This window comes from Pantoea sp. S61, assembly GCF_016625145.1.
In the GTDB taxonomy this organism is placed as follows: Bacteria; Pseudomonadota; Gammaproteobacteria; order Enterobacterales; family Enterobacteriaceae; genus Pantoea; species Pantoea rwandensis_B.
Genome location: NZ_JACVUO010000014.1, coordinates 76,305 through 101,569, shown reverse-complemented (window position 1 = coordinate 101,569; position 25,265 = coordinate 76,305). Strand labels below are relative to the sequence as shown.

The 25,265-nt window shown below is 55.6% G+C and carries 25 protein-coding genes; 3 read left to right on the top strand and 22 right to left on the bottom strand.

Translation table 11 applies throughout. From position 1 onward, the window contains the following. Nucleotides 1–9 precede the first annotated feature (9 nt). The 11 genes from IAE30_RS22095 to xerD all read right to left on the bottom strand — a co-directional run bounded on the left by IAE30_RS22095 (nucleotide 10) and on the right by xerD (nucleotide 10,909). Nucleotides 10–675: an amino acid ABC transporter permease gene (locus tag IAE30_RS22095; RefSeq protein ID WP_038645034.1), complete on the bottom strand. Its 666-nt coding sequence runs from the start codon at nucleotides 673–675 to the stop codon at nucleotides 10–12. Next, nucleotides 675–1,325: an amino acid ABC transporter permease gene (locus IAE30_RS22090; protein ID WP_038645032.1), complete on the bottom strand. Its 651-nt coding sequence runs from the start codon at nucleotides 1,323–1,325 to the stop codon at nucleotides 675–677. The genes IAE30_RS22095 and IAE30_RS22090 overlap by 1 nt, the downstream gene beginning before the upstream one ends. A gap of 3 nt (nucleotides 1,326–1,328) precedes the next feature. Continuing rightward, entirely contained in the window at nucleotides 1,329–1,976 is a 648-nt protein-coding gene (locus IAE30_RS22085) for an urea carboxylase-associated family protein (RefSeq protein ID WP_038645030.1), read from the bottom strand. Then, nucleotides 1,960–2,592, bottom strand: a complete 633-nt coding sequence (locus IAE30_RS22080; protein ID WP_038645028.1) for a DUF1989 domain-containing protein — start codon at nucleotides 2,590–2,592, stop codon at nucleotides 1,960–1,962. Before IAE30_RS22080 ends, IAE30_RS22085 begins: the two co-directional genes overlap by 17 nt. A 2-nt stretch (nucleotides 2,593–2,594) precedes the next feature. After that, nucleotides 2,595–3,431 carry a transporter substrate-binding domain-containing protein gene (locus tag IAE30_RS22075; protein ID WP_038645026.1) on the bottom strand — a complete coding sequence of 279 codons (837 nt, stop codon included), beginning with the start codon at nucleotides 3,429–3,431 and terminating at the stop codon, nucleotides 2,595–2,597. 252 nt (nucleotides 3,432–3,683) lie between these two features. After that, the gene (locus IAE30_RS22070) at nucleotides 3,684–4,535 is read right to left on the bottom strand and encodes a MurR/RpiR family transcriptional regulator (RefSeq protein WP_038645024.1); all 852 of its coding nucleotides are present in this window, start codon (nucleotides 4,533–4,535) and stop codon (nucleotides 3,684–3,686) included. A gap of 158 nt (nucleotides 4,536–4,693) precedes the next feature. Next, the gene (gene lysS / locus IAE30_RS22065; protein ID WP_167143011.1) at nucleotides 4,694–6,214 is read right to left on the bottom strand and encodes a lysine--tRNA ligase; all 1,521 of its coding nucleotides are present in this window, start codon (nucleotides 6,212–6,214) and stop codon (nucleotides 4,694–4,696) included. Nucleotides 6,215–6,223: 9 nt separating this feature from the next. Then, nucleotides 6,224–7,322 (bottom strand): peptide chain release factor 2 gene (prfB, locus tag IAE30_RS22060; protein WP_097118019.1). Its coding sequence is split into 2 segments (ribosomal slippage): nucleotides 6,224–7,246 and nucleotides 7,248–7,322, totalling 1,098 coding nucleotides; the frame shifts between segments, so codons are not numbered across the junction. Nucleotides 7,323–7,545: 223 nt separating this feature from the next. Beyond that, nucleotides 7,546–9,270 (bottom strand): single-stranded-DNA-specific exonuclease RecJ, encoded by a 1,725-nt coding sequence (gene recJ, locus IAE30_RS22055; protein WP_200681022.1) that lies wholly within the window; start codon nucleotides 9,268–9,270, stop codon nucleotides 7,546–7,548. Between the two features lie 9 nt (nucleotides 9,271–9,279). Continuing rightward, nucleotides 9,280–9,993, bottom strand: coding sequence for a bifunctional protein-disulfide isomerase/oxidoreductase DsbC (dsbC, locus tag IAE30_RS22050; protein ID WP_045814659.1), 714 nt, complete (start codon nucleotides 9,991–9,993; stop codon nucleotides 9,280–9,282). A 22-nt stretch (nucleotides 9,994–10,015) separates the two neighbouring features. Further along, entirely contained in the window at nucleotides 10,016–10,909 is an 894-nt protein-coding gene (xerD, locus tag IAE30_RS22045) for a site-specific tyrosine recombinase XerD (RefSeq protein ID WP_200536755.1), read from the bottom strand. A 102-nt stretch (nucleotides 10,910–11,011) separates the two neighbouring features. On the opposite strand from xerD, the gene fldB reads away from it, so the two are divergent. After that, nucleotides 11,012–11,530 (top strand): flavodoxin FldB, encoded by a 519-nt coding sequence (gene fldB, locus IAE30_RS22040; protein WP_038645015.1) that lies wholly within the window; start codon nucleotides 11,012–11,014, stop codon nucleotides 11,528–11,530. Nucleotides 11,531–11,545: 15 nt separating this feature from the next. Here fldB and IAE30_RS22035 read toward each other — a convergent pair whose 3' ends face one another. Both IAE30_RS22035 and sdhE read right to left on the bottom strand, forming a co-directional pair. Beyond that, complete coding sequence (locus tag IAE30_RS22035; protein ID WP_353655748.1) at nucleotides 11,546–11,947, bottom strand: protein YgfX; 402 nt, start codon at nucleotides 11,945–11,947, stop codon at nucleotides 11,546–11,548. After that, complete coding sequence (gene sdhE / locus IAE30_RS22030) at nucleotides 11,922–12,188, bottom strand: FAD assembly factor SdhE (protein ID WP_038645011.1); 267 nt, start codon at nucleotides 12,186–12,188, stop codon at nucleotides 11,922–11,924. The genes IAE30_RS22035 and sdhE overlap by 26 nt, the downstream gene beginning before the upstream one ends. A gap of 218 nt (nucleotides 12,189–12,406) precedes the next feature. Here sdhE and ygfZ point away from each other — a divergent pair, with 218 nt between their 5' ends. Beyond that, on the top strand, nucleotides 12,407–13,390 hold the full coding sequence (gene ygfZ / locus IAE30_RS22025) for a tRNA-modifying protein YgfZ (protein WP_038645009.1): 984 nt from the start codon (nucleotides 12,407–12,409) through the stop codon (nucleotides 13,388–13,390). 231 nt (nucleotides 13,391–13,621) lie between these two features. Here the strand turns inward: ygfZ and IAE30_RS22020 are convergent, their stop codons facing one another. From IAE30_RS22020 to IAE30_RS21980, 9 genes are all read right to left on the bottom strand, one after another. Continuing rightward, nucleotides 13,622–14,275 (bottom strand): hemolysin III family protein, encoded by a 654-nt coding sequence (locus IAE30_RS22020; protein WP_200681021.1) that lies wholly within the window; start codon nucleotides 14,273–14,275, stop codon nucleotides 13,622–13,624. A 177-nt stretch (nucleotides 14,276–14,452) separates the two neighbouring features. Next, the gene (locus IAE30_RS22015) at nucleotides 14,453–15,196 is read right to left on the bottom strand and encodes an SDR family oxidoreductase (RefSeq protein ID WP_038645005.1); all 744 of its coding nucleotides are present in this window, start codon (nucleotides 15,194–15,196) and stop codon (nucleotides 14,453–14,455) included. 189 nt (nucleotides 15,197–15,385) lie between these two features. Further along, a complete protein-coding gene (gene gcvP / locus IAE30_RS22010; RefSeq protein ID WP_200536753.1) occupies nucleotides 15,386–18,259 on the bottom strand; it encodes an aminomethyl-transferring glycine dehydrogenase in 2,874 nt (957 codons plus the stop codon). 99 nt (nucleotides 18,260–18,358) lie between these two features. Beyond that, nucleotides 18,359–18,745 carry a glycine cleavage system protein GcvH gene (gene gcvH / locus IAE30_RS22005; RefSeq protein ID WP_038645001.1) on the bottom strand — a complete coding sequence of 129 codons (387 nt, stop codon included), beginning with the start codon at nucleotides 18,743–18,745 and terminating at the stop codon, nucleotides 18,359–18,361. A 19-nt stretch (nucleotides 18,746–18,764) separates the two neighbouring features. Continuing rightward, nucleotides 18,765–19,862 carry a glycine cleavage system aminomethyltransferase GcvT gene (gene gcvT, locus IAE30_RS22000; RefSeq protein WP_200681020.1) on the bottom strand — a complete coding sequence of 366 codons (1,098 nt, stop codon included), beginning with the start codon at nucleotides 19,860–19,862 and terminating at the stop codon, nucleotides 18,765–18,767. Nucleotides 19,863–20,397: 535 nt separating this feature from the next. Beyond that, nucleotides 20,398–21,600 (bottom strand): FAD-dependent 2-octaprenylphenol hydroxylase, encoded by a 1,203-nt coding sequence (gene ubiI / locus IAE30_RS21995; RefSeq protein WP_200536751.1) that lies wholly within the window; start codon nucleotides 21,598–21,600, stop codon nucleotides 20,398–20,400. Nucleotides 21,601–21,620: 20 nt separating this feature from the next. After that, on the bottom strand, nucleotides 21,621–22,799 hold the full coding sequence (ubiH, locus tag IAE30_RS21990) for a 2-octaprenyl-6-methoxyphenyl hydroxylase (RefSeq protein WP_200681019.1): 1,179 nt from the start codon (nucleotides 22,797–22,799) through the stop codon (nucleotides 21,621–21,623). Further along, on the bottom strand, nucleotides 22,796–24,118 hold the full coding sequence (gene pepP, locus IAE30_RS21985; protein WP_200681018.1) for a Xaa-Pro aminopeptidase: 1,323 nt from the start codon (nucleotides 24,116–24,118) through the stop codon (nucleotides 22,796–22,798). The genes ubiH and pepP overlap by 4 nt, the downstream gene beginning before the upstream one ends. Before the next feature lie 48 nt (nucleotides 24,119–24,166). After that, nucleotides 24,167–24,748 carry a YecA family protein gene (locus IAE30_RS21980; RefSeq protein ID WP_038644991.1) on the bottom strand — a complete coding sequence of 194 codons (582 nt, stop codon included), beginning with the start codon at nucleotides 24,746–24,748 and terminating at the stop codon, nucleotides 24,167–24,169. A 170-nt stretch (nucleotides 24,749–24,918) separates the two neighbouring features. Between IAE30_RS21980 and zapA the strand changes: the two genes are divergently transcribed. Further along, nucleotides 24,919–25,248 (top strand): cell division protein ZapA, encoded by a 330-nt coding sequence (gene zapA / locus IAE30_RS21975; RefSeq protein WP_034823204.1) that lies wholly within the window; start codon nucleotides 24,919–24,921, stop codon nucleotides 25,246–25,248. The last annotated feature ends 17 nt before the right edge of the window (nucleotides 25,249–25,265 follow it).

The following is a 25,265-nucleotide window of genomic DNA, read 5'->3' as shown; positions in this document are numbered from 1 at the left end:
TTCTCCTGATTAATGCTGCATGCCGCGACGATAGCGCGTCATGCGAGATTCAAGGCCGCGTGCCAGCCAGTCGATCAGACTGTTGAGCAGCCAGTAACAGAGTGCCACGGTGAGATAGATCTCCAGCGGCGCGTAGGTATCCGAAATCGCCTGTTTAGCGGCGTACATAAACTCCTGCACCGAGACAATCGACAGCAGCGCAGAGTCTTTAATCAACCCAATCATCAGCCCGACCAGCGGCGACAACATCTGCGGCAGGGTTTGCGGCAGCACCACATCGCGTAACTGCTCGCTGCGGCTCAGGCCCAGCACGCGACACGCTTCCCACTGCCCTTTCGGCAACGCCTCGATGGCCGAGCGGATAACCTGCGCGATGTAGGGCGCGTAATAGAGCGTCAGGGCCAGTACGCCCACCACCGGCGATGACAACGTGATGTCGTACTCCGGCAGCACAAAATAGAGCAGATAGATCACCACCAGCAGCGGCAGTGCGAGCGTTAACCCGCTGTAGAGGTTGAGCAAGCGCAACCAGAACGGCGAAGCGCGCATCAGCAGTAACGCCATCAGCCCGCCCCATACCAAAGAACAAAAGGCGGCGATGAGGCACAACTTCAACGTGGCGATCATGCCGTCACCGAGTGAAGGCAAGGAAGTCAGAATGGCTTGCCAATCCATCAGGCGATCCTCCGTTTGGCTTCCAGACGTCGTGCGGCGGCAATCAACGGCATGGCAATCAACAGATATCCCGCCGCCACTAACAACAGCACCTGAGTGGCTTCATAGGTGCGCGCAATCACAATCTGCCCGGCGTAAGTCAACTCGGTCAGTGCCACCACCGATGCCAGCGGCGTGGTTTTCAGCAGAATGGTGAACTCGTTGACCAGCATCGGCAGACTGGCGCGCATGACCTGCGGGTTAATCACATACCACCAGGTCAGGAAACGGCTCAGACCTAAGGTCCGCGCCGCTTCGAGTTGCCCGCGCGTGACCAGCGAACGGTTCACGCGCAAAATCTCCGCCACATAGGCGCCGCTGTTGAGGCCGATGGCGATCACGGCGGCCAGCATCGGCTGACCCCCGAGCCCCAAACGCGGCAGGGTGAAAAACACCACGAACAGTTGCACGATGGCCGGTGTACCGCGCATCAGGCTGACGTACAGCCGACCGATGGCGCGCCAGATCCAGGCGCGACGCAGTTGCAGGAAGCAACCAAGCTGCCCCATCACCACGCTAACCAACGACGCCAGCACGGTCAGTAGCAGCGTCATCAGCAGGCCATGTCCGAGTTCTGGCAGCGCGGCCACTACCTGTTGATCCAGCCCCATGCGTTACTCCGCGTTAAGGTCGTGCAGGTTTTCCGCTACAGACAGCAGCAGCGGTGCGGGTTGATCGTTGCCCTCAATGCCGGTGTTGCAGGCCGAGACGATGAACAGGGTGTCCATCACCACGCGACAGGTAATGCTGTCGCCGGCTTTAGTCAGGTTCGGCTCTGGCAGGATGTCGCCCGCACGTGTCAATTTGACGTGCATAAACAGGTTAATCGGGTCTGGTAGCTTCGGCACCACCCTGCCCAATCGCGCCAGCTCGCCGCTCACCGCTTCCAGGCAACCTTCGCCCTGATAACCCTTTTCCGCCAGGAATGTGCGGGTGGAGGCTGGCAGCAGCAGGTCATGGCGCTTCACGCTGTCTTTGCCTAATACCATCATTGGGCGGCGGCGGTTGTTGACCAGACGCATGCCCGAGCCGAGCAGATAGCTGTTGCTGAACACGCGAGTGTGATGCACGGACAACCACACCGCCGGATCGGCAAGGCTGAAGCCAAACAGAGAAGCCACCGCGCCGTCGGCTTGAGCCGTGATGCGCAGCAACTGGCCGCGCAGCACCTTTATCGACCCAACGCTGCCCGGTTCAACCGTGACCGCTTGTGCCAGCGTGCGCTCAGCGATCTCTTCATAACTTTCACGCATTAACAGCATGATTCATCTCCTCTGCGTGAAATTCGTCACTCACCACGATATCAATCGGCGTGACCTGCAAACCGTTGCCGGGAATGATGTCCTGCGGGCAGGACGACACCGAACAAATCAGATCGCACAGCGCTTCAAAAGTAATGCTGTCGCCTGCCTTGCTGTTGGGATCGGTGACTTCCATCCGGCCATCGGCGGTCACCGGGCCGTTCTGGAACAGGTTGAACGGCTCGGGTAACGAGAAATACGTCACGCCAAAGGCCTTCATGCCTTCCAGCAGGTTATCGACGCAGTTGCGATGGCCTTCGACACCGAAATCGACGCTGAAGCGTGTGCGATCGCAGGCTGGCACGTTAGCATCGTGGATGCCGATGCTGTCCGCCAGAATACGCAGCATCGGGCGGTTTTCACTCGACCACAGCGCATCGCCGGGTTTGAAGAACAACGAACGCAAGTGCTGGCGGGTATGCACCGGCGACAGCTTTTCATTTAAATCATCGGCGTTGACGGCGACGAAATCCGCCGCCTGCTGCCCTTCACTGTCAATCACGGTAATAAACTGGCCCTTACGCACGCGGAAGGTTTTGCCATGGCCCGCAGGCACAGTCAGATTGCACTGGCACATAGTTACTCCTGAGGAATGAAATCGCTGGCGGGCACGGTAAAGGTGGTGCCGAGATACTGCTGCTGCAGTTTGGTCAGCTCGCCATCCTTCTGCATCGCCAGAATATGGTCGCTGATGGCTTTATTCAGGCTGCCGTCTTCTTTACGTGTTGCCCAACCCATCCATTGTGAAGGACCGACTTCGCCGACCTGCGCCACTTTACCGGCGTATTTTTTCGCCACCGGCGCCAGTACCGAGATGTCGTCATAAACGAAGTCCGCGCGTTTGGTCATCAGGGTGCTGACGGTCTGATCCAGCGAATCCACGTTGATGATGGTGATGGGTTTTTTACCCTCTTTTTTCAGCTGCTCGTTAAAGCCTTTCAGCAACTGCTCGGGCACGCTGGCGGTTTTCACTGCACCACGCAGGCCTGACAGGCTTTCCGGGCTGAGAGTTTTGCCGCTGAAGGTGCTGGCTTCACTTTCGCGCACCAGCACACCGTTGACGGTTTTGCTGTAAGGCACGGTGAACAGCACTTTTTTCGCACGCTCAGCGGTGATGTTAAGGGAAGAGCCTTCGGCGTTGAACGAGCCAGAAATCAGGCCCGGCAAAATGCCGCTGAAGGCGGTTTTCTGAAACTCCAGTTTCACACCGAGATCTTTGGCGAAGGATTGCATGATCGCCACGCTGTAGCCGGTGATCTCACCTGAATCATTGGTGTATTCGTATGGAGGAAAGGTTGGATCGATGCCAACGGTGATTTTGCCGCTGCTTTTGATGTCACTCAGGGTGTCGGCTTGCGCCTGCGCCATGGTGCCAACGGAGAGAAGTGCGGCGATCAGCAGTGCTGTTTTTTTCATTGTGGTGTTTCCCTGGTGTTGGTGAAATGTCTTTTTCTACTGAGCATATTTTGTGCCAGCTTTTTCACCCTCCAGGTAACATCTTTGAGGTACAAGGGGTATTACTGAATAAAATCAGTGAGAAACATATGTTTCTTTAATTAAAAATTAAGTTTCTTAGGTTTCACGCAGGCAAAAATGGACTGATAACACGGGGGAATGATTGCACCTTTTTAGTGCGAACGCTGGCGCATGGCGCGCCAGAACGGGGCATTATTCGAGTTCGTCGAGGGACTGGTGCAACGCTTCAACCTGCGCGAGGTAATCGTTACTGGTTTTGCCCATTTGTCGGGCCACCAGTGAACAGAGCAGATTGCAGACACCCGAGAGCGCGGCGGTGCTGTCGAACATCAGGCTACTGTCGGTGTGGCAGCGCACTACCCATTGCGCGTGACGCGCCGGTTTACCGGAAAGCACGTCGGCGATATACAGCATCGGCACGGCGCGTTCTGCCAGCGCGTTCATTGCCGCTTCCAGCGCAGGCATACGCCGACGCAGGCCAACACAGATCACCACATCCTGCTGATTCAGGGCGGCGAGATGCTCCGCCAGCGAATCGCCGGGACGCGGCAACAGGCGCACATCGGGATGGATATGCACCAGATCGCGGTAAATCAGCTGTGCAATGGTCTGACTGTGACGCCAGCCCATCACCACCACGCGGCGTGACTGCGCAATGGCGCTCACCGCCTGTTGCAGCTGTTCACTGTCCAGCGTGCGATAGCTGTTGACCAGGTTGGCGATCTCTTTTTCCAGGTGCTGCTGCATGATGCTGGCGAGCGGTGATGCGGTCGGCACGGCTTGCAGATAGAGCGGTGAGCCGCTGCTCTGCATATCACGCGCCTGACGGCGGGCGGCTTCATAGCTTTCGTAACCAAGATGACGGAAAAAACGCGTGGTGGTGGCTTTGGAAACGCCGGCACTCTGTGCCAGTTCGGTCGCGGTGTTCATCGCCAGCTGGCCAGGTGCCGCCAGCAGCACGTCGGCCAGCCGCTGCTCATGGCTGGAGAGTTGATCCCAGTGCTGTTGTATCCGGCCCTCTAACGTTGCCGCTTTTGCACTCATGGTGATTCCCTGAAAATAAAAAAACTATCCTGCACAGAGCGTGCCGGGTTGTCATCAGGAATTTTATTTAGAAAGAGAAATGAAAAAATCGTCGAATAAAAAAGGCCGCCATAAATGGCGGCCTCTATAGGCTCACTGCAAAGTGCGCAGGTTTTGCCTTATTTACTGGTTGGACGCAGTGCAGGGAACAGGATCACGTCACGGATGGTGTGGCTGTTGGTGAACAGCATTACCATACGGTCGATACCGATACCCAGACCTGCAGTTGGCGGCAGGCCGTGCTCCAGTGCGGTGACGTAGTCTTCGTCGTAGAACATCGCTTCGTCATCGCCCGCGTCTTTTGCATTCACCTGCTGCAGGAAACGCTCAGCCTGATCTTCTGCATCGTTCAACTCGGAGAAGCCGTTACCGATTTCACGGCCGCCGATGAAGAACTCAAAGCGGTCAGTGATTTCCGGATTCTCGTCGTTACGACGTGCCAGTGGTGACACTTCAGCCGGGTATTCGGTGATGAAGGTTGGCTGAATCAGATGTGCTTCTGCGGTTTCCTCGAAGATCTCGGTCACCACGCGGCCCAGACCCCAGCTCTTTTCCACTTTGATGTGCAGCGATTTGGCAATCGCGACAGCTTTATCAAAGTCTTCCAGATCGTTCAGGTCGGTTTCCGGACGGTATTTCTTGATCGCTTCACGCATGGTGAGCTTCTCAAATGGCTTGCCGAAATCGAAGCTGTGGTCACCGTAAGGCACTTCAGTGGTGCCCAGCACGTCCTGCGCCAGGGTGCGGAACAGGCTTTCAGTCAGTTCAATCAGATCTTTGTAATCCGCATACGCCATATAGAGTTCCATCATGGTGAACTCTGGGTTATGACGTGGCGAAATACCTTCGTTACGGAAGTTACGGTTGATCTCGAACACGCGATCGAAGCCGCCGACGACCAGACGCTTCAGATACAGCTCCGGTGCAATACGCAGGTACATATCGATGTCGAGCGCATTGTGATGGGTGATGAACGGACGGGCTGACGCGCCGCCAGGGATCACCTGCATCATCGGCGTTTCCACTTCCATAAAGTCGCGATTCACCATGAACTGACGGATGCCGGCCATGATTTTTGAGCGCACTTTAAAGGTGTTACGTGATTCGTCGTTAGAGATCAGATCGAGATAACGCTGACGATAACGGGTTTCCTGATCGGCCAGGCCGTGGAATTTATCCGGCAGCGGACGCAGTGCTTTGGTCAGCAGACGCAGTTCAGTGATGTGAATCGACAGCTCACCGGTTTTGGTCTTGAACAACTTACCGCGCGCGCCAAGAATATCGCCGAGATCCCACTTTTTGAACTGCTCGTTGTAGACGCCTTCTGGCAGATCGTCACGTGAAACGTAGATCTGAATCTGGCCGCCAACGTCCTGCAGCGTAGCAAAAGAGGCTTTACCCATGATGCGGCGGGTCATCATACGGCCGGCCACGCTCACTTCAACGCCGAGCGCTTCCAGCTCTTCGTTCTCTTTCGCGTCATAGCTGGCGTGCAGCAGATCTGACGTGGTATCGCGGCGGAAATCGTTAGGAAACGCGATGCCCTTTTCACGCAGCGCGCTGAGTTTTTCGCGACGCGCTTTCAGTTCGTTGTTTAACTCAAGGGCGGCATCAGCGCTCTGCGGTTGTTGTTCAGACATGTCGGTTCCTTATAACCCTGCTTTTAAACTTGCTTCAATGAAGCGGTCGATGTCGCCATCCAGCACCGCCTGGGTGTTGCGCGTCTCTACGCCGGTGCGCAGATCTTTGATACGCGAATCGTCGAGTACGTATGAGCGAATCTGACTGCCCCAGCCGATATCGGATTTGTTGTCTTCCGCGGCCTGCTTGTCAGCGTTTTTCTTCTGCATCTCATATTCGTACAGCTTCGCACGCAACTGCTTGAAAGCCTGATCTTTGTTCTTGTGCTGTGAACGGTCATTCTGGCACTGCACCACAATGTTGGTCGGCAAGTGGGTAATACGCACTGCAGACTCGGTTTTGTTAACGTGCTGGCCACCCGCACCCGAGGCACGGTAAACGTCGATACGCAGATCGGCGGGATTGATGTCGATATCGATGTTGTCATCCACTTCCGGGTAGATAAACACCGAACTGAATGAGGTATGACGACGGCCGCCGGAGTCAAATGGACTCTTACGCACCAGGCGATGGACGCCGGTTTCGGTACGCAGCCAGCCAAACGCGTAGTCACCGATGATTTTAATGGTGGCGGATTTGGTCCCGGCCACTTCACCGTCTGACTCTTCGATAATTTCGGTTTTATACCCTTTGGCTTCCGCCCAGCGCAGGTACATGCGCAGCAGCATGCTGGCCCAGTCTTGCGCTTCGGTGCCGCCAGAACCGGCCTGAATATCCATGTAGCAGTCGGCACTGTCATACTCGCCTGAGAACATGCGGCGGAATTCGAGTTCGCCCAGCTTGGCTTCTAAACCATCCAGCTCGATAACGGCTTCGTTGAAGGTCTCTTCGTCATCGGCTTCCACCGCCAGATCCAGCAAGCCCTGCACATCTTCCAGGCCCTGACGCATGTGATCTAAGGTTTCTACTACCGCTTCCAGCGAAGCGCGTTCTTTACCCAGCGCCTGCGCGCGTTCAGGTTCGTTCCAGACGTCAGGCTGTTCCAGCTCGGCGTTTACTTCTTCGAGGCGTTCTTTCTTGGCATCATAGTCAAAGATACCCCCTAAGAACGTCGCTGCGCTCAGTGAGGTCTTGAATACGATTTTTGACCGGATTAATTTCAAACATGGCTTTTCAGTCTTTTTTGACGATTCGGTGAAAGGAGATAAAAAGTAACGCGCTAGTTTACCCGAAATTGCGCGTACTTTGTAGCATTGCAGGTATGCGAGATAGCGCAACAGAATAGGTTTTTATGCGCCCAAAGGGATTCGGTGACCAACAATGGCGAGCCAGGGTCACTCGCAGCAGGTTATAGGGTGCGCTTTTACACGCACCCGAATGAATGACGCGGTTATACCGGCCAGATATGGTCGATAATCAGTTGAACCGAGCGGTTGCCACGGTATTCGTTGATATCGAGTTTGTAGGCCAGCTTCACCTGGCGCACGCTGGTATCTGGCCACAAGGTAGTATCAACGTTAAACGCGATACCATCCAGTAGCGGTCCGCCGCCCAGTGGCTCAATCATGACCTTCAGGTGACGCTCGCCCACCAGCTTTTGTTGCAGCAGTTTGAACTGGCCATCAAACACCGGTTCCGGGAACGTCTGGCCCCACGGACCGGCTTCACGCAGCATTTCGGCGGTATGCAGCGTGAACTCCTGTGCGTGCAGTTCGCCATCAGACCAGATCACGCCCTGCAGCGCTTCGCCATCCAGCCATTCGTCGATCAGCGCAGCAAAGCGCTCGCGGAACAGTTCGTATTTTTCGGTTTCCAGCGACAGGCCCGCCGCCATCGCGTGGCCCCCAAACTTCATCATCATGCCGGGATAGAGCGTATCGAGACGCTCCAGCGCATCACGTAAATGCAAGCCGGCAATCGAACGACCCGAGCCTTTTAGCGTGCCATCGCCAGCTGGGGCGAAGGCGATGACCGGACGATGGAAACGCTCTTTCAACCGTGATGCCAGAATGCCGACCACGCCCTGATGCCATTCGGGATGATAGAAGGCCAGCCCCAGCGGCAGATCGGTGTGCTGGCGTTCCAGCTCATCGCACAGCGCCAGCGCTTCGCTCTTCATGCCCTGCTCAATCTCTTTGCGCGTCTGGTTCAGCGCATCAAGCTCGTTGGCAAGCATGCGCGCCTGCGCAATGTCTTCGGTGAGCAGCAGTGCCACGCCGACCGACATATCATCCAGTCGACCGGCTGCATTGAGGCGAGGCCCGACGGCAAAACCGAGGTCGCTGGCCGCCAGTTGACGCGCATCGCGGTTGGCGATCTCCAGCAGCGCGCGGATACCCGCCCGGCATTTTCCGGCGCGGATGCGGCTCAAGCCCTGCCACACCAAAATGCGGTTATTGGCATCCAGCGGCACCACGTCGGCCACCGTACCTAGCGCGACCAGATCCAGCCACTCCGCCAGATTGGGCTCGTTTCGGCCATCACTAAACCAGTTCTGCAAACGCAGGTGCGCACGCAGCGCCAGCATCAGATAAAACGCCACGCCCACACCTGCTAACGAACGCGAAGGGAATGCGCTGTCATTGAGATTCGGGTTAACGATCGCTTCCGCTGCTGGCAACGTTTCGCCTGGCAAGTGGTGATCGGTGATCAGCACGGGAATACCGTGCAGATGGGCGGTTTCTACGCCTGCATGGGAAGAGATGCCGTTATCCACGGTGAGAATCATCTCCGCACCACGCGCACGTGCCTGTTCGACCACTTCAGGACTCAGGCCGTAGCCATCCTCAAAGCGGTTTGGCACCAGATAATCGACGTTTCCGCCCATGCTGCGCAGCGCTAAGACGGTTAATGCGGTGCTGGTTGCGCCATCGGCATCAAAATCACCGACCACCACAATACGGCGGCCTGTTTCCAGCATCTGACGCAGTAAGGCTACCGCTTGATCGATGCCACCCAGGGTTTGCCACGGCAGCAGATGTTTTGCACCACGCTCTAGCTCAGCGGCCTCTTTGACACCGCGTTGCAGGTATAAACGGCGCAGTAACGGGGGTAAGGTATCAGGTAAGCTGGCGTCAGCCTGAATTTCACGCCGACGCAGTTCGACAGAATGCATCACTGTGAATTAACCGCCCCGCTTCTGACCATCAAGAACTTGTTTGAGCTCCTGCGGACCTTGATAGCCCGGGATCATCGCGCCGGTATCGGTGAGAATCGCTGGGGTGCCCTGAATGCCATACAGGATGCCGAGTTGGTAATGCTTATCCAGATCGATCTTACAGGTCGCTGGCGCATCCATTTGCGGTACATCGCCCTTCATCGCGGCATCAAAGGCCTTGTTGCGATCGGCACTGCACCAAACGGCGCGCATGGCTTTTTCCACCTGGCCGTGCAAACCTTCACGCGGGAATGCCAGGTAACGAACGGTGATGCCCAGCGCATTGTAGTCGGCTATCTGCTCATGCAGCTTGTGGCAGTAGCCACAGGTGATATCGGTAAACACGGTAATCACATGCTGCTCTTTTGGCGCTTTATAGACGATCATTTCCGGCGCCAGCGCGTTCATTTTTTTGTCCAGCAGTTGGTTAGTCACGTTCACCGGCTGTGCACCGCTGACATCGTACAGCGGGCCCTGAATCATGTGTTTACCATCTTCAGAGACGTACAGCACACCGCTCTCGGTCAGCACGGTTTTCATGCCTGGCAGCGGTGAAGGCTGAATTTCGGTCTGCTGCAAACCGAGTTTTTTCAGGGCCTGCTGAATGGCGCTGTCATCGGCATGAGCCAGACCGGCAAAGGCGCTGACCAGCAATGCCAGCATCGTTAACTGTTTTTTCATCTCAATTCCTTGTTGCCGCGGTTCAAGCACGCGGATGATGCTGTTGATGTAACTGACGCAGGCGCTCAGTGGCCACATGCGTATAAATTTGGGTGGTGGAGAGGTCGCTGTGTCCCAGCAACATCTGTACGACGCGCAAATCCGCACCGTGGTTCAGTAAATGTGTGGCAAATGCGTGGCGAAGCACGTGTGGTGATAGCTTTTCGCTGTCGATACCGGCAAGGGTGGCATAGTGTTTGATGCGATGCCAGAAAGTCTGACGCGTCATTTGTTGCGCGCGGTTACTGGGGAACATCACATCCAGTGTTTGCCCATTCAACAACCACGGCCGACCGTGCGCCATATAGTGCTCCAGCCAGTAAATCGCTTCTTCACCTAATGGCACAAGTCGCTCTTTATTACCTTTACCAATCACACGCACCACACCCTGACGCAAACTGATGTCGCTGAGGGTTAAGCCTACCAGCTCCGAAACACGTAAACCGGTGGCATACAGCAGTTCCAGCATCGCTTTGTCACGTAGCTCAAGCGGCACATCAATACTCGGTGCCTGCAGCAGACGTTCTACCTGGTTTTCACTGAGGTCTTTTGGCAATCGCTGCGGCAGTTTGGGCGCGGAGAGCAGTGCGCTGGGGTCATCACTACGCAGCTTTTCGCGATAGAGGTATTGAAACAGACGGCGCATCGCGCTGAGCATACGCGCAGAACTGGTGGCCTTGTAGCCGCCTTCGACGCGTTCGGCGAGAAACTGCTGCAGGTCAAGCGCTTCCAGCGTCAGCAGCGTGCGTTCGTGGTGGTGTAACCAGCCGGTGAGCGTTTGCAAATCCTGGCGGTAGGACGCAAGGGTATTTTGCGCCAGGTTACGCTCAATCCAGAGCGCATCCAGAAATTGTTCAATCAGATCGCTATCCTGCACGGTTCCCCCCAAACACGTGTGAAATCGTGCTCATTATGCCTGAAAGTCACCTGCTTCTGGTACAATTGCGCCAAAGTGAGTTTCAGTCAGAGCATTAATTGCATGAATATCGGTCTGTTTTACGGTTCAAGTACCTGTTACACCGAGATGACGGCGGAGAAGATTCGCGATTTCATCGGTGAAGAGTTAGTCACGCTGCACAACCTCAAAGATGAAGATCCCTCGCTGATGGAGCAGTACGATTTGCTGATCCTCGGCATTCCCACCTGGGATTTCGGTGAGTTGCAGGAGGACTGGGAAGCGGTGTGGCAGCAACTGTCCGCGCTGAATTTGCAGGGAAAAATTGTCGCGCTGTACGGCATGGGCGATCAGGCCGAATATTCAGAATGGTTCTTAGATGCACTCGGCATGTTGCATGAGTTGCTGCAGCCAATGGGCGTGCAGTTTGTCGGTTACTGGCCGCTGGAAGGCTATGAGTTTGCCAGCAAAAAGCCACTCACGGCTGACGGCACCCAGTTTGTCGGCCTGGCACTCGATGACGTGAATCAGTTCGAGCTGAGTGAAGATCGTGTCGAACAGTGGTGCGAACAGATTCTGACGGAAACGGCCGCACTGCTTTAACGCGGCGCATCTCTGTCACGCAGAAAACAAGCAGGCGCGCAGTGAGCGCCATGCATAGGGCGGCAGGTTATCCATCATCAACCACAGCCGCCAGCGCTTGCCCTGCTGATTTTGCAACGTCAACAATACGCCAAAAGGCAACCAATCTGCCTGCCGCGCTAATTGCCAGCGCATTCCACGCCAATGCCAGTCACCCTGTTCATCCAGCCCTAAGCGACCGGTGCGCTGCCTGAGCCGACGTTCATTGCGCCCGCACTCCAGCAGCATCAGAATCAGCAGTGGGGCTTGGCCCCACACCACACCCTCGGGCCACTCAAGACTCAACAGCCAAACGGTGACCAGCACATACAGCGTCACGTTAAGCGCCCGAGCATTGCGTGACGGCTGCACATCACATTGGAACCGGTCCGCGTTCACGGTTGCGCTGCTGAATCAGTTGCACCATACGCTTGAACTCTGGGTCAGCGGGTTCGCCGTGGTTCATCAACCAGTTAAACAGGTCAGGATCGTCACTCTTGAGCAGGGCGATAAACACCTGCTTATCGGTGTCAGTGAGCGAATCATATTCGTATTTGAAGAACGGCATGATGGAGACATCCAGCTCCAGCATGCCGCGACGGCACGCCCACTGAACGCGAGCTTTATCATGAATTTCCATGTGTCTTTTTTCCATGGCTGAAAACAGTGGCGCTCAGTGTACCTGCTTTTTTCTCTGCCTGCAGGCGCAGCGCTGAATGCTGCGTGATATTGCGCACAACAGTTCTACCCATTGCAGGGTTATCACGCGATTTGTGCGCCAGATTAGGTAAACAGGTTGCAAAGCAGCACTGCTCTTTTAACATTGGAAGCAATATTGTTATTAATCAGGACGCACCCATGCCGATTTTCACCCTTCCGCCACGCCAGCCAGCTGCGGCATCACGCCTGCCATTAACCCTAATCTCCCTCGACGAGTGGGCGCTGGTGTCAGTGCAGGGCAAAGACAGTACCTCATATCTGCAAGGCCAGGTCACTTTAGATGTTGCAGCAATGGACGCCACCCAGCATCGTCCGGCAGCCCATTGCGACGCAAAAGGTAAAATGTGGAGCAACCTGCGTCTGTTCCACCGCGGCGAAGGTTACGCCTACATCGTTCGCCGTAATCTGCGTGAACAGCAGCTTAACGAACTGAAGAAATATGCGGTGTTCGCCAAAGTCACCATCGCTGCCGATGATGATGCAGTGCTGCTGGGTGTGGCCGGTTTTCAGGCACGCACGGCACTGGCTGATGTGTTTGCCACCCTGCCAGATGCAGAAACACCGGTGGTACAACAAGGTGAGAGCACGCTGTTGTGGTTTGAACACCCCGCCGAACGTTTCCTGCTGGTGACCACGCTGGCTCAGGCAGAAACGTTGAAAGAAAAGTTAGCCGGTGCTGCACAGTTCAATGACAGCACGCAGTGGCTGGCGCTGGATATTGAAGCGGGCATTCCGGTAATTGAAACCGCCACCAGCGCGCAGTTGATTCCGCAGGCAACCAACTTGCAGGCGCTGGATGCGATTAGCTTCAAGAAAGGCTGTTACACCGGTCAGGAGATGGTGGCGCGAGCTAAATTCCGCGGGGCCAATAAGCGTGCACTCTACTGGCTGGCGGGTAGCGCCAGCAAAGTACCGCAGGCTGACGGTTCCATGGAGCTGCAGATGGGCGACAAATGGCGTCGCACCGGCACCGTATTGAGCGGTGTGCAGCTGGACGACGGCAGCGTTTGGGTACAGGTGGTGATGAACAACGATCTGGAGCCAGACAGCGTGCTGCGCGTGGAAGGTGATGAAGGCGGGAAGCTGACCATTCAGCCACTACCGTATTCACTGGTCGATTGATTTGCCTTTCTGGTGCGCATTCATGCGCACCTCTGGAAAACCCGCATGTTTCCCCCGTGAAGTCGCTATTTATGGCGACTTTGCCGAAAATCACACCCGGTTGATGGCGCCATTTACAGCGACCTGGCCGAGTATTCCACCCAGTTGATGGCGCTATTTATGGCGACCAGGCCGATTATCACACCCGGTTGATGACGTCATTTATGGTGTCATGGCAACATGGCAACATGCTTAGGCTACATAAAAGTAGATCGCACAGAAGTGTAAAACGCTGCCGCCCAGCACAAATCCATGCCAGATGGCGTGATTATATGGAATACGCCGCGAGACATAGAAAATCACTCCCAGCGAATAGACAATCCCGCCCGCAGCCAGCAACCACACACCTCCGGCTGACAGCTTGGTCGCCAACTGATAAATCACCACCAGCGACAGCCAGCCCATGCAGAGATAGGTGATCAGCGACAGCGCTTTAAAGCGGTGGGCAATCGTCAGTTTGAAGATGATACCTGCCAGCGCCAGGCTCCAGATCACCACCATCAATCCTTGCGCCAGCGGAGATTTCAGTCCCACTAACAGGAAAGGTGTATAGGTGCCCGCGATCAGTAAATAGATTGCGCAGTGGTCCAATTTCTTCAGCCAATATTTCGCTTTCTGGTGCGGAATGGCGTGATAGAGCGTTGAGGCGAGAAACAGCAAAATCATGCTGCCCCCATACAGGCTGTAACTGGTGATGGCAGTGACATCAGCGCGCATGTCAACGGCTTGTGTTAACAACAACACCAACCCAACAACGCCGAAAATGCAGCCGATCCCGTGGCTAATACTGTTGGCGATCTCTTCGGCTACCGAGTAACCCTGAGCAAGTATTCGATTCTGTGCCATGCGCTAACGTCCTGGAAAACGGGTTAAGAACTGTGTTTTTAATCAACATCAGGGTAACCGGGAAAAATTTCAGAGTACACATGTAAGCTAAAATAATTCTATGACAGGCGTGTGACAAATAGCCGATGGCAGCGCTGTCGATCACGCCGCCTCAGTGTCAAATAGTCAATCAGAAGATTAGCGACCACCTGCCGCATCGATAAAGGTGCCGGTGACGTAAGAAGCGGCATCACTTGCCAGCCAGATAATCGCAGCGGCGATCTCTTCAGCCTGACCACCGCGCTGCATCGGCAGCGAACGGGCTACACGATCGACTCTGCCAGGTTCACCCCCATCGGCGTGCATCTCGGTATAGATTAAGCCCGGCCGCACGCTATTGACGCGAATGCCCTGCGCCGCCACTTCCAGCGATAAGCCTTTAGTCAGCGTGTCCATCGCCCCTTTTGACGCCGCGTAATCAACATACTCGCCCGGCGCACCGAGACGTGCAGCCGCTGAGGAAACATTGATTATCGAACCGCCCTGCCCGCCGTGTGCGGTACTCATGCGCTTCACCGCTTCCCGACAGCAGATAAACGTACCGGTGACATTTGTGGCGAACACGCGCTGAATACGCTCAGCATCGAGATCTTCCACGCGACACTGCGTAAACAAAATCCCGGCATTGTTGACCAGCACGCGCAGGTTGCCTGCCTGCTGATCAAGCTGCTGAAACATGCGTACCACTTCCGCTTCAATGGCAATATCGGCCTGTATGGCGAATGCACTGCCGCCCAGCGCTGCAATCTCTGCCACCACCTGCTCTGCCTCAGTAATGCGCTGGCGATAATTGACCGCAACACGATAGCCCGCCTGCGCCAACATCAGTGCTGTTGCGCGTCCAATGCCACGGCTACCGCCAGTGACTAATGCCAGATCCATGTTGCCTCCAAAATAGAAAAAGGGCCGATTTCTCGGCCCTCAGAATAGGTGTTCAAAAAGTGTTTAGCCAAAAATAATTTAAGTTGCACAAGGCAGCTGGTCCCACTCTTCCCGGCAGTCCACTGTAGTCCGTGAAGGGAATGAATGGGAGCGACCAACGCCATGGCAGCCCCCAGCACAACCTCTAAATTATTGGTATTCGCTCATTGGAACACAGGAGCAGAACACATTGCGGTCGCCAAACACATCATCCAGACGCTTCACCGTTGGCCAGTATTTGTTGGCGCTGCCTGCCGGGAACACCGCCAGTTCGCGGGTGTACGGATGGGCCCACTCGCCAACGATCTCCATCTGGGTATGAGGTGCATTCACCAGCGGGTTATCCTCAGCGGGCCATTCGCCGTCGGCTACGCGGTCAATCTCCATGCGGATGGAGAGCATCGCATCGATAAAGCGATCCAACTCGATTTTGCTTTCGGATTCTGTTGGTTCAACCATCAGCGTTCCGGCCACCGGGAAGGACATGGTTGGCGCATGGAAGCCGTAATCGATCAGACGTTTGGCAATATCCAACTCGCTGATGCCGGTCTGCTCTTTCAGCGGACGAATATCGAGAATACATTCGTGCGCCACGCGACCATCGCGACCTGCATACAGAATTGGATAAGCGGATTGCAGACGGCTGGCAATATAGTTGGCATTCAGAATCGCTACCGAACTCGCCTGCTTCAGACCTTCCGCACCCATCATGCGAATGTACATCCAGCTGATCGGCAGAATCGAGGCGCTGCCAAATGGCGCGGCGGATACCGCGCCCTGCTGTGTCAGCACGCCATCGATTTGCACCACGCTGTGGCCCGGAACAAACGGTGCCAGATGCGCTTTCACGCCAATCGGTCCCATACCTGGACCACCACCGCCGTGTGGAATGCAGAAGGTTTTATGCAGGTTAAGGTGCGAGACATCGGCGCCGATGTAACCTGGCGTGGTGATACCTACCTGTGCGTTCATGTTGGCACCGTCCAGGTAAACCTGACCGCCATACTGATGCACGATCTGGCACACTTCGCGAATGGTTTCTTCGTAAACGCCGTGGGTTGAAGGATAGGTCACCATGATGCATGACAGTTCATCGCCAACCTGAGCGGCTTTCTCACGCAGATCGCCGAGATCGATGTTGCCTTGTTTATCACAGGCCACCACCACCACTGCCATGCCCGCCATCTGTGCAGATGCCGGGTTAGTGCCGTGTGCAGAACTTGGGATCAGGCAGACATTACGTCCCCCTTCATTGCGGCTTTCGTGATAACGACGAATCGCCAGCAGACCGGCATACTCACCCTGTGCGCCAGAGTTGGGCTGCATGCAGAGTGCATCGTAACCGGTGAGCTGCACCAGCCACTGTGACAGCTGGCCAATCATCTGCAGATAGCCTGAAGCCTGTTCTGCCGGGCAGAATGGATGAAGTTCAGCAAACTCTGGCCAGGTAATCGGGATCATTTCGGCAGCAGCGTTGAGTTTCATGGTGCAGGAACCGAGCGGGATCATTGCCTGGTTCAGTGCCAGATCCTTTTTCTCCAGGCTGTGCATGTAACGCATCATCTCGGTTTCGCTGTGATGACGGTTAAACACGGGATGGGTCAAAAACTCGCTTTCACGTGACATCCCTGCCGGAATAGCACTGTTTTCTGCGGCTACGCTGGCATCCAGGGCATCAATTTCCTGACCATGTGCATCACCCAGCAGAATCGCAAACAACGCCTGCACGTCTTCACGTGAGGTGGTTTCATCCAGTGTGATACCCACGCCGTTAAGCACGTCACTGCGCAGGTTAACGCCAAAGCTCAGCGCACGATTCAGCACTTCCGCTTTATCGGCTACTTCAACGGTTAAGGTGTCGAACCAGCTGTTGTGGCGTAGCTTCAGGCCACCCTTTTTCAGACCCGCGGCCAGAATGCTGGTCAAACGGTGGATGCGCGAGGCGATACGCTTCAGGCCCACTGGACCATGATAAACCGCATACAGACCGGCGATGTTCGCCAGCAGCACCTGAGAAGTACAGATGTTGGAGTTGGCTTTCTCACGACGGATATGCTGTTCACGCGTTTGCATCGCCATGCGCAGCGCGGTGTTGCCTGCGGCATCGCGCGAAACGCCAATGATACGGCCCGGCATGGAGCGTTTGTGCTCATCGCGGCTAGCGAAGAAGGCGGCGTGCGGACCGCCGTAACCCATCGGCACACCAAAGCGCTGAGCGGACCCGAAAACGATATCAGCGCCCTGCTTACCTGGCGCTTCTAACTGCACCAGCGCCATGAAATCGGCAGCCACGCTCACCACGACTTTACGGCTTTTCAGCTCGGCAATCAGTGCACGGTAATCATGCACTTCACCGCTGGTGCCCACTTGCTGCAGCAGCACGCCAAACAGGTCGTCGTGATCCAGCGCTTTGCTGGCGCTGTCGATGATCAGTTCAAAACCAAAGGTTTCTGCACGCGTGCGCACCACATCCAGGGTTTGCGGATGGATGTCTTCGGCGATAAAGAATTTACCGGCATTTTTCAGTTTGCTGACGCGCTTCGCCATCGCCATCGCTTCGGCAGCCGCGGTGGCTTCATCAAGCAGTGAAGCAGAGGCGATATCCAGCCCGGTTAAGTCCAGCGTCAGGGTCTGGAAGTTCAGCAGCGCCTCAAGGCGGCCCTGTGAGACCTCTGGTTGGTACGGGGTGTATGCGGTGTACCAACCTGGGTTTTCCAGCATGTTACGCAGGATAACCGGCGGAGTGATCACGGCACTGTAGCCCATGCCGATCCAGGATTTGTAACGTTGGTTCTGACTGGCAATGGCTTTCAGCTCTGCCAGCGCTTGCTGTTCGGTCGCGGCATCACCGACCGCAGGCGGGCCTGGCAGTTGGATATCGGCAGGCACGATGGCGCTGATCAGTGATTCCAGAGAGCTGGCACCAATCGCTTCCAGCATGGTGGCCTGCTGCGCGGGTGTAGGACCGATATGGCGCTCAATGAAAGCACCGTTATGTTCAAGCTGGCTGAGAGTCTGGGTCATTTGCAGTAAATCCTGAATCGGGCTGGGTTACAAAAACGGCATTAAATCAGGCAGATAAAAAAGAAGGCGCTGCAGTGCAGCACCTTCGATGACTACCGGTTACTCGTCGATAGCGCCTTTATAGGCATCGGCGTCGAGCATAGAATCAAGTTCTGAAATGTCGCTGGCTTTGATACGGAATAACCAGCCCGCTGCGTACGGTTCGCTGTTGACCAGCTCCGGTGCATCGGCCAGTTCTTCGTTCACAGCAACGATTTCACCGCTTAGGGGGGCATAGATGTCTGAGGCGGCTTTCACCGACTCCGCGACGGCGCAGTCATCACCGGCAGCGAAAGTGGCGCCTACATCAGGCAGATCCACAAACACCATATCGCCCAGCAGTTCCTGCGCGTGTTCAGTGATACCCACAGTGAAGGTGCCATCGGCTTCTTTACGCACCCACTCGTGACTATCGCGGTATTTCAATTCATTAGGCACATTGCTCATCGCCATTTCTCCTGAAAAATTACTGAGCGACCGGTTTACCGGCGCGAACAAAAATCGGTTTAGTGACTTTCACCGGCATTTCACGATTGCGGATCTCTACAATCGCTTGCTCACCAATGCCCGCTGGCACACGTGCCAGCGCGATGCTGTAACCCAGCGTCGGGGAGAAGGAACCACTGGTAATAATACCCTGCTGTGGCTGACCTTGTTCATCGGTGAAACGCACCGGCAAGCCGTTTCGTAACACCCCTTTTTCGGTCATGATCAAACCCACCAGCTTATCAGTGCCATGTTCACGTTGCGCTTCAAGCGCCTCGCGGCCGATGAAATCGCGATCGGCAGGTTCCCAGCTCACCGTCCAACCCATGTTGGCCGCCAGCGGTGAAACGCCTTCATCCATTTCCTGACCGTACAGATTCATCCCCGCTTCCAGGCGGAGCGTGTCACGCGCGCCCAGGCCAGCCGGTTTGACGCCTGCCGCCAGCAGTTTCTGCCAGAAATCGGCCGCTTCACTGTTCGGCATCGCAATTTCATAACCGGCTTCACCGGTATAACCGGTGGTGGCAATGAACAGATTTTCGCTTTGCACACCAAAGAACGGTTTCATGCCTGCCACCGCTTCACGCTGCGCCGCAGTAAACAGCGTCTGTGCTTTCTGCTGCGCTTGCGGACCTTGAACGGCAATCAGTGCCAGATCGTCACGTTCGGTGAGTTCGACACCAAACGGCTGAGCGTGCTGTTTGATCCACACCAAATCCTTCTCACGCGTCGCGGAGTTCACCACTAAGCGGAAAAAGTCTTCGGTCATAAAGTAAACAATCAAATCATCAATGACGCCAGCCGAAGCATTCAGCATGCCGGTGTAGAGAGCTTTGCCGGGTTGCGTCAGTTTGGCGACATCGTTGGCCAGCAGATAACGCAGGAATTCACGGGTGCGGACACCGCGCAGATCGACGATGGTCATGTGGGAAACATCAAACATACCGGCATCGTTGCGCACGACATGATGCTCATCCATTTGCGAGCCATAATGCAGTGGCATCATCCAGCCATGGAAATCCACCATGCGCGCACCGCATGCCTGATGCTGTTCGAATAGAGGCGTTTGCTGAGTCATAACCATCCTGTGAAAACAAGTGAGTGTGACGCGCCTGCGCCGCCTGTATCGGCTGACGCAAACGTTCTCTTTGTGCTGAAGTTACCACCGAACGCGGCGATTAACCATAAGGAAAACGAGGGCGAAACAGTATCACCCCCTTAGGACTCACCAAACCCAACCCAGCATAATTCACTGCATTTTTGTGATTAACTACGCATAAAATACAATTAAGAACGATAAATACAGCCTGATAATGGAACACACGCCTCAGTACGACAAAAAGGTCCGGCGAACCCGCGATATCATCATTAGTTAAAGTAATGCGAATTGACGAGTAAAATTAGAATAAATCAAACGAGGCGCAATTTGAGTGCAGAGACGCACCAGAGCAGTGCATAGGGTGAAAAAGCCATTTGATGTGCGCTTGTCTGAACACAGCCTGCAACGTCCAAGCGCAGACGTAGCGGTCACTTTTAGGATCGGCTTTTGGTATGACGAGACAGTGAATCATGCAAAAAAAATGGCGCCTGAATCGGCGCCATTTGAAAAGAATTTAACGAATCCAGCTGGGCATATCATTGAGCCCCATGGCCTGCTTCAGCATCATCGGTTTTACGCCTGGCAGTGTATCCGCCAGTTTCAATCCCACATCACGCAGCAGCTTTTTCGCCGGATGGGTGCCCGCAAACAGCTCACGGAATCCTTGCATGCCGGCCAGCATCATTGCCGCACTGTGCTTGCGGCTGCGCTCATAACGGCGCAGATAAAGGTGCTGTCCGATATCTTTGCCTTCCTGATGCAGGCGACGAATTTCACCGATCAGTTCTGCGGCATCCATAAAGCCAAGATTGACGCCCTGCCCGGCCAGCGGATGAATGGTGTGTGCGGCATCGCCCACCAGTGCCAGTCGGTGTGCGGCAAAGTTACGGGCATAGCGCGCCATCAGCGGGAAGGTTTTGCGCTCGCTTTCAGCATGGCACAAGCCGAGGCGCATATCGAAGGCGACCGACAACTGCTGGTTGAACAGCGCTTCTGGCATCGATTGCACCCGCGCCGCTTCCTGCGGCGACAATGACCAGACAATAGAACAGAGATGCGGGTCCTGCATCGGCAGGAACGCCAGAATGCCATCGCCATGGAACACCTGACGCGCAATCGCATCGTGCGGCATATCGGTGCGAATATTGGCAACCAGCGCATGATGATCGTAATCCCAGAAGGTAATCGGGATGTCAGCCTTGTCGCGCAGCCAGGAGTTTGCGCCATCCGCGGCAATCAGCAGGCGCGCACTCATCATGCTGCCGTCCTGTAAAGTGACGAACGCTTCATTGTCGCCAAAGGCCACCTGCTGCAACTGCGCAGGGGCAAATAAGGTGATGTCGCTGCACTGACTGGCGCGCTGCCACAATGCGCTGTGAATCACTTCGTTTTCAATAATATGACCGAGATGGGATAAGCCTTGCTGCTCATCATCAAAGCTGATGGAACCAAAGCTGTCTTGATCCCACACTTCCATGCCGTGATAGGCACTAGCGCGCAACGCCAGGATGCTGGACCAGACATCCAGTTTTTGCAGCAGACGTTCGCTGGCAGCGTTGATCGCCGAGACGCGAATCGATGCGGCGCTCGCTGGATCAAATTGTGGCTCAGGTGCTTTCTCCAGCACGGCAACGCGCAGGCCGCTGCCCTGTAATCCGCAGGCAACAGCCAGACCTACCATACCGCCACCGGCGATAGCCACATCAAATGTTTGCATTGCTGCCCCTTAATTCATGCTTAACGCTTTACCCAGCCGAGCGTGCGCGCGGCAAGTGGGTTTCGCAGCCATGGCAGATGGTCCATTGCCACCAGCCCAAGATTTCTTCCCGCCACTAAGGGCGCATAACGATTGGCAAACAGCCGCACCAGGCCATCGGTCACGCCGATTGTCGCGGAGCGATCCGGTTGACGACGGGCAGCGAAGTGCTGCAACACGCCATAGCTGCCCACATCCTGCTGCTGACGATGTGCACCTGCCAGCGTTTCCGCCAGCGACATCACATCGCGCAGGCCCAGATTAAAACCCTGGCCCGCAATCGGATGCAGCGTTTGCGCCGCATTGCCCACCAGCGCCAGGCGATGCGCTACCTGACGTTCAGCGGTTTGCAGCGCCAGCGGATACACTTCGCGCTGGCCGGCATGGGTGAAACGCCCTAAGCGCCAGCCAAACGCTTGCTGAAGCTCGTGCAGGAAGGTCGCATCATCCCACTGTTTCACCGTAGCTTCTGCCTCGACGGGATGACACCACACCAGCGACATGCGATTGCCAGACATCGGTAATAGTGCCAGCGGGCCGTGCTCGGTGAAGCGTTCAAAAGCACGCCCCTGATGCGGTTGCTGCGTGGTAACGTTGGCAATCACCGCTAGCTGCTGGTAATCGTCCCGCTGCCAGGTCATGCCGCATGACGCCGCAAGTGGCGAACGTGAGCCATCGGCTGCCACCAGCAACGCGCCCTGTAGCTGCTCGCCGCTGTTGAGTGTCACCGTGACAGACTCTGCTGAGCGCTCCACCGTCGTGACGTAATCCGGGCAACGCAGTGTCACGCCAGGCGCACTTTTCAGACGCTGGAACAGGCGCTGTCCCACATCAAACAGCTCAACCACCTGCCCCAGCGCTGGGACCTGATAATCATCCGCCTTGAGCTGCACAAAACCGGTGTGGCCACGGTCAGAGACGTGAATATCCGTGATTGGCGTGCCGCAATCTGCGAGCGAGCGCCATACATCGATATCCGCCAGCTGCTGACAGGTGCCCGCCGCTAACGCAATCGCTCGACCGTCGAAACCAGGATGTTTGCGGCTATCCGGCAGGCTGCGCTCAATGAGCGTGACGGGCAGTTGGCCTTGCGTCAGATGCGAAATCGCCAGCGCCAGGGTTGCCCCGGTCATACCGCCGCCTGCAATCAAAATGCTCATGCGTGGCTTGCCGCTGCCATCAAGGCTTCAATCGCATCGGCATCTTTCACGACGCTGTCAGTCAGGTTTTCGTTGCCGTCATCGGTGATCACGATGTCATCTTCGATACGGATACCGATACCGCGATACTGCGGTGGGACTTTCGCATCCGGCGCGATGTACAGACCCGGTTCAATGGTCAGCACCATACCCGGTTCGAGAATGCGATCACGGCTTGGTGTACCGTAATGGCCGACGTCATGCACATCCAGCCCCAGCCAGTGACTCAAGCCGTGCATGAAAAACGGGCGGTGCGCCTGCTCTTCGAACAGCGTATCGATATTGCCTTCCAGAATGCCGAGATCGACCAGACCGGTGATCATGATGTGCACCACTTCGTCATTGACGTCGTGGATGCTGACGCCAGGGCGGAACATCGACAGCGCTTTGTACAGCGAGGCCAGCACGATGTCGTAAATCTCGCGCTGGGGTTGCGTGAATTTGCCATTAACCGGGAAGGTGCGGGTAATGTCACCGGCATACCCGTGGAATTCACAACCCGCATCAATCAGCACCAAATCGCCATCGCGCATTTCACTTTCGTTTTCGGTGTAATGCAGGATGCAGCCGTTCTCACCCGATCCCACGATGGTGTTGTAAGAAGGGAAGCGTGCGCCGTGGCGATTGAATTCATGGTGAATTTCGCCTTCGAGCTGATACTCAAACATCCCCGGACGGCAGGCTTGCATCGCACGGGTATGCGCCAGCGCACTGATTTTTCCCGCACGGCGCAAAATCTCAATCTCGGCTTCGCTTTTAAACAGGCGCATATCGTGCACCCACGGCCGCCAGTCGGTAACGGTAGCAGGCGCGCTGAGATTCTGACGGAAGCCACGGCGCAGTTTTTCCAACGCGCTGAACACCAGTTGGTCAGCTTCTGCGTACTCACCCTGAGCATGATAAACCACATCAAGCCCGTTGAGCAGCTGATGCAATTGCTCACCGATGTCATCCCACGGTAAAGCACGGTCAACGCCAAGCTTAGCGGGTGCGGCATCTTGCCCCAGGCGGCGGCCAAACCAGATCTCTGCGGTAAGGTCGCGAACACGATTGAACAGCACGCTGTGGTTATGCTTGTCATCACTTTTGATCAGCACTAACAGCGCCTGCGGTTCATTGAACCCGGTGAAATACCAGAAGTCGCTGTTTTGGCGGAAGTTGTATTCCGTGTCGTTGCTGCGGGTCACTTCAGGTGCAGCGAAAATCAAAGCAGTGCTGCCAGGTGCCATACGGGCAATCAGCGCCTGACGACGTTGCTGGAAAGTATCCAGTGTAATCATGTTTGCACTCCCTGTTGAAACGGGCACCACGCGCCCGCAATAACGCACTTAGTGTAACGTTGGCTTTTGCACTTCCGGCGCAGTTGGCGTGTGCTGACGAGTGAATGTGTCATGGCAAAGCAAGGCCGCCACGCGCACATACTCAATCACTTCTTCCAGCGACTGCTCCAGCTCTTCCTGATCTTCATCTTCGTCGTAACCGAGTTGCGCAATGGTGCGCAGATCGTCAATCGCTTCACCGGTTTCGCCGGTCACTTTATCCAGCTTGGGCTGCGTGACGCCTAAGCCGAGCAGGAAATGGTTGACCCAGCCTGCGAGCGCATCCGCGCGATCGAAGACGGTGATGTCATCATCTTCCGGCAGCATCAGCTGGAACATGAAACCCTCATCTTCCAGCGTATTGCTCAGATTTTCATGCAGCGCCTGCAGCGGCTGTGACAAGCTTTGTGAAAACGCCATGCCGTCGTTGGTGAGGTCGTGGATCTTGGTTTTCCAGCTGGCATCTTTGCTGCCACCACACAAAATACCGGACAGCAATCCGTGCATTTCGGCTGGCGTCATGCCCACGCCCTGCTGAGAAAGGGCTGCGGCTAGCGCGTTGTAACCAGGAGTTTCGTTCTGTAAAGACATAGGCTTTGGTCGTCGTTGGCAGAATAAGTTCGTGTTATGCTACCACCAGGTGCCTCAGGGTTTCCAGAAAAGGGGTTGTAACTTATATCGCGGCTCTATATAGTTGCGCACCTCCCAACCCATTGACAGGTAAGGGAGATGCGAACAGAGTAATCAGTCAGGATGGTGGCATGTCTGCACAACCGGTAGATATTCAGATTTTTGGTCGTTCATTGAGAGTAAATTGTCCGCCCGAACAGCAAGATGCGCTGAATCTGGCTGCAGAGGATCTCAATCAACGGTTGCAAGATTTAAAAGTTCGCACTAGAGTCACCAATACAGAGCAACTGGTGTTCATCGCCGCCTTAAACATCTGCCACGAGCTGGCACAGGAAAAAGGCAAGACGCGCGACTATGCAGCAAACATGGAACAACGTATCCGCATGCTGCAGCAGACCATTGAACAAGCATTAGTTGAGCAAGGTCGCATAACTGATCGCCAGGGCCCTAAATTCGAATAACACTTCATGGTACTCGT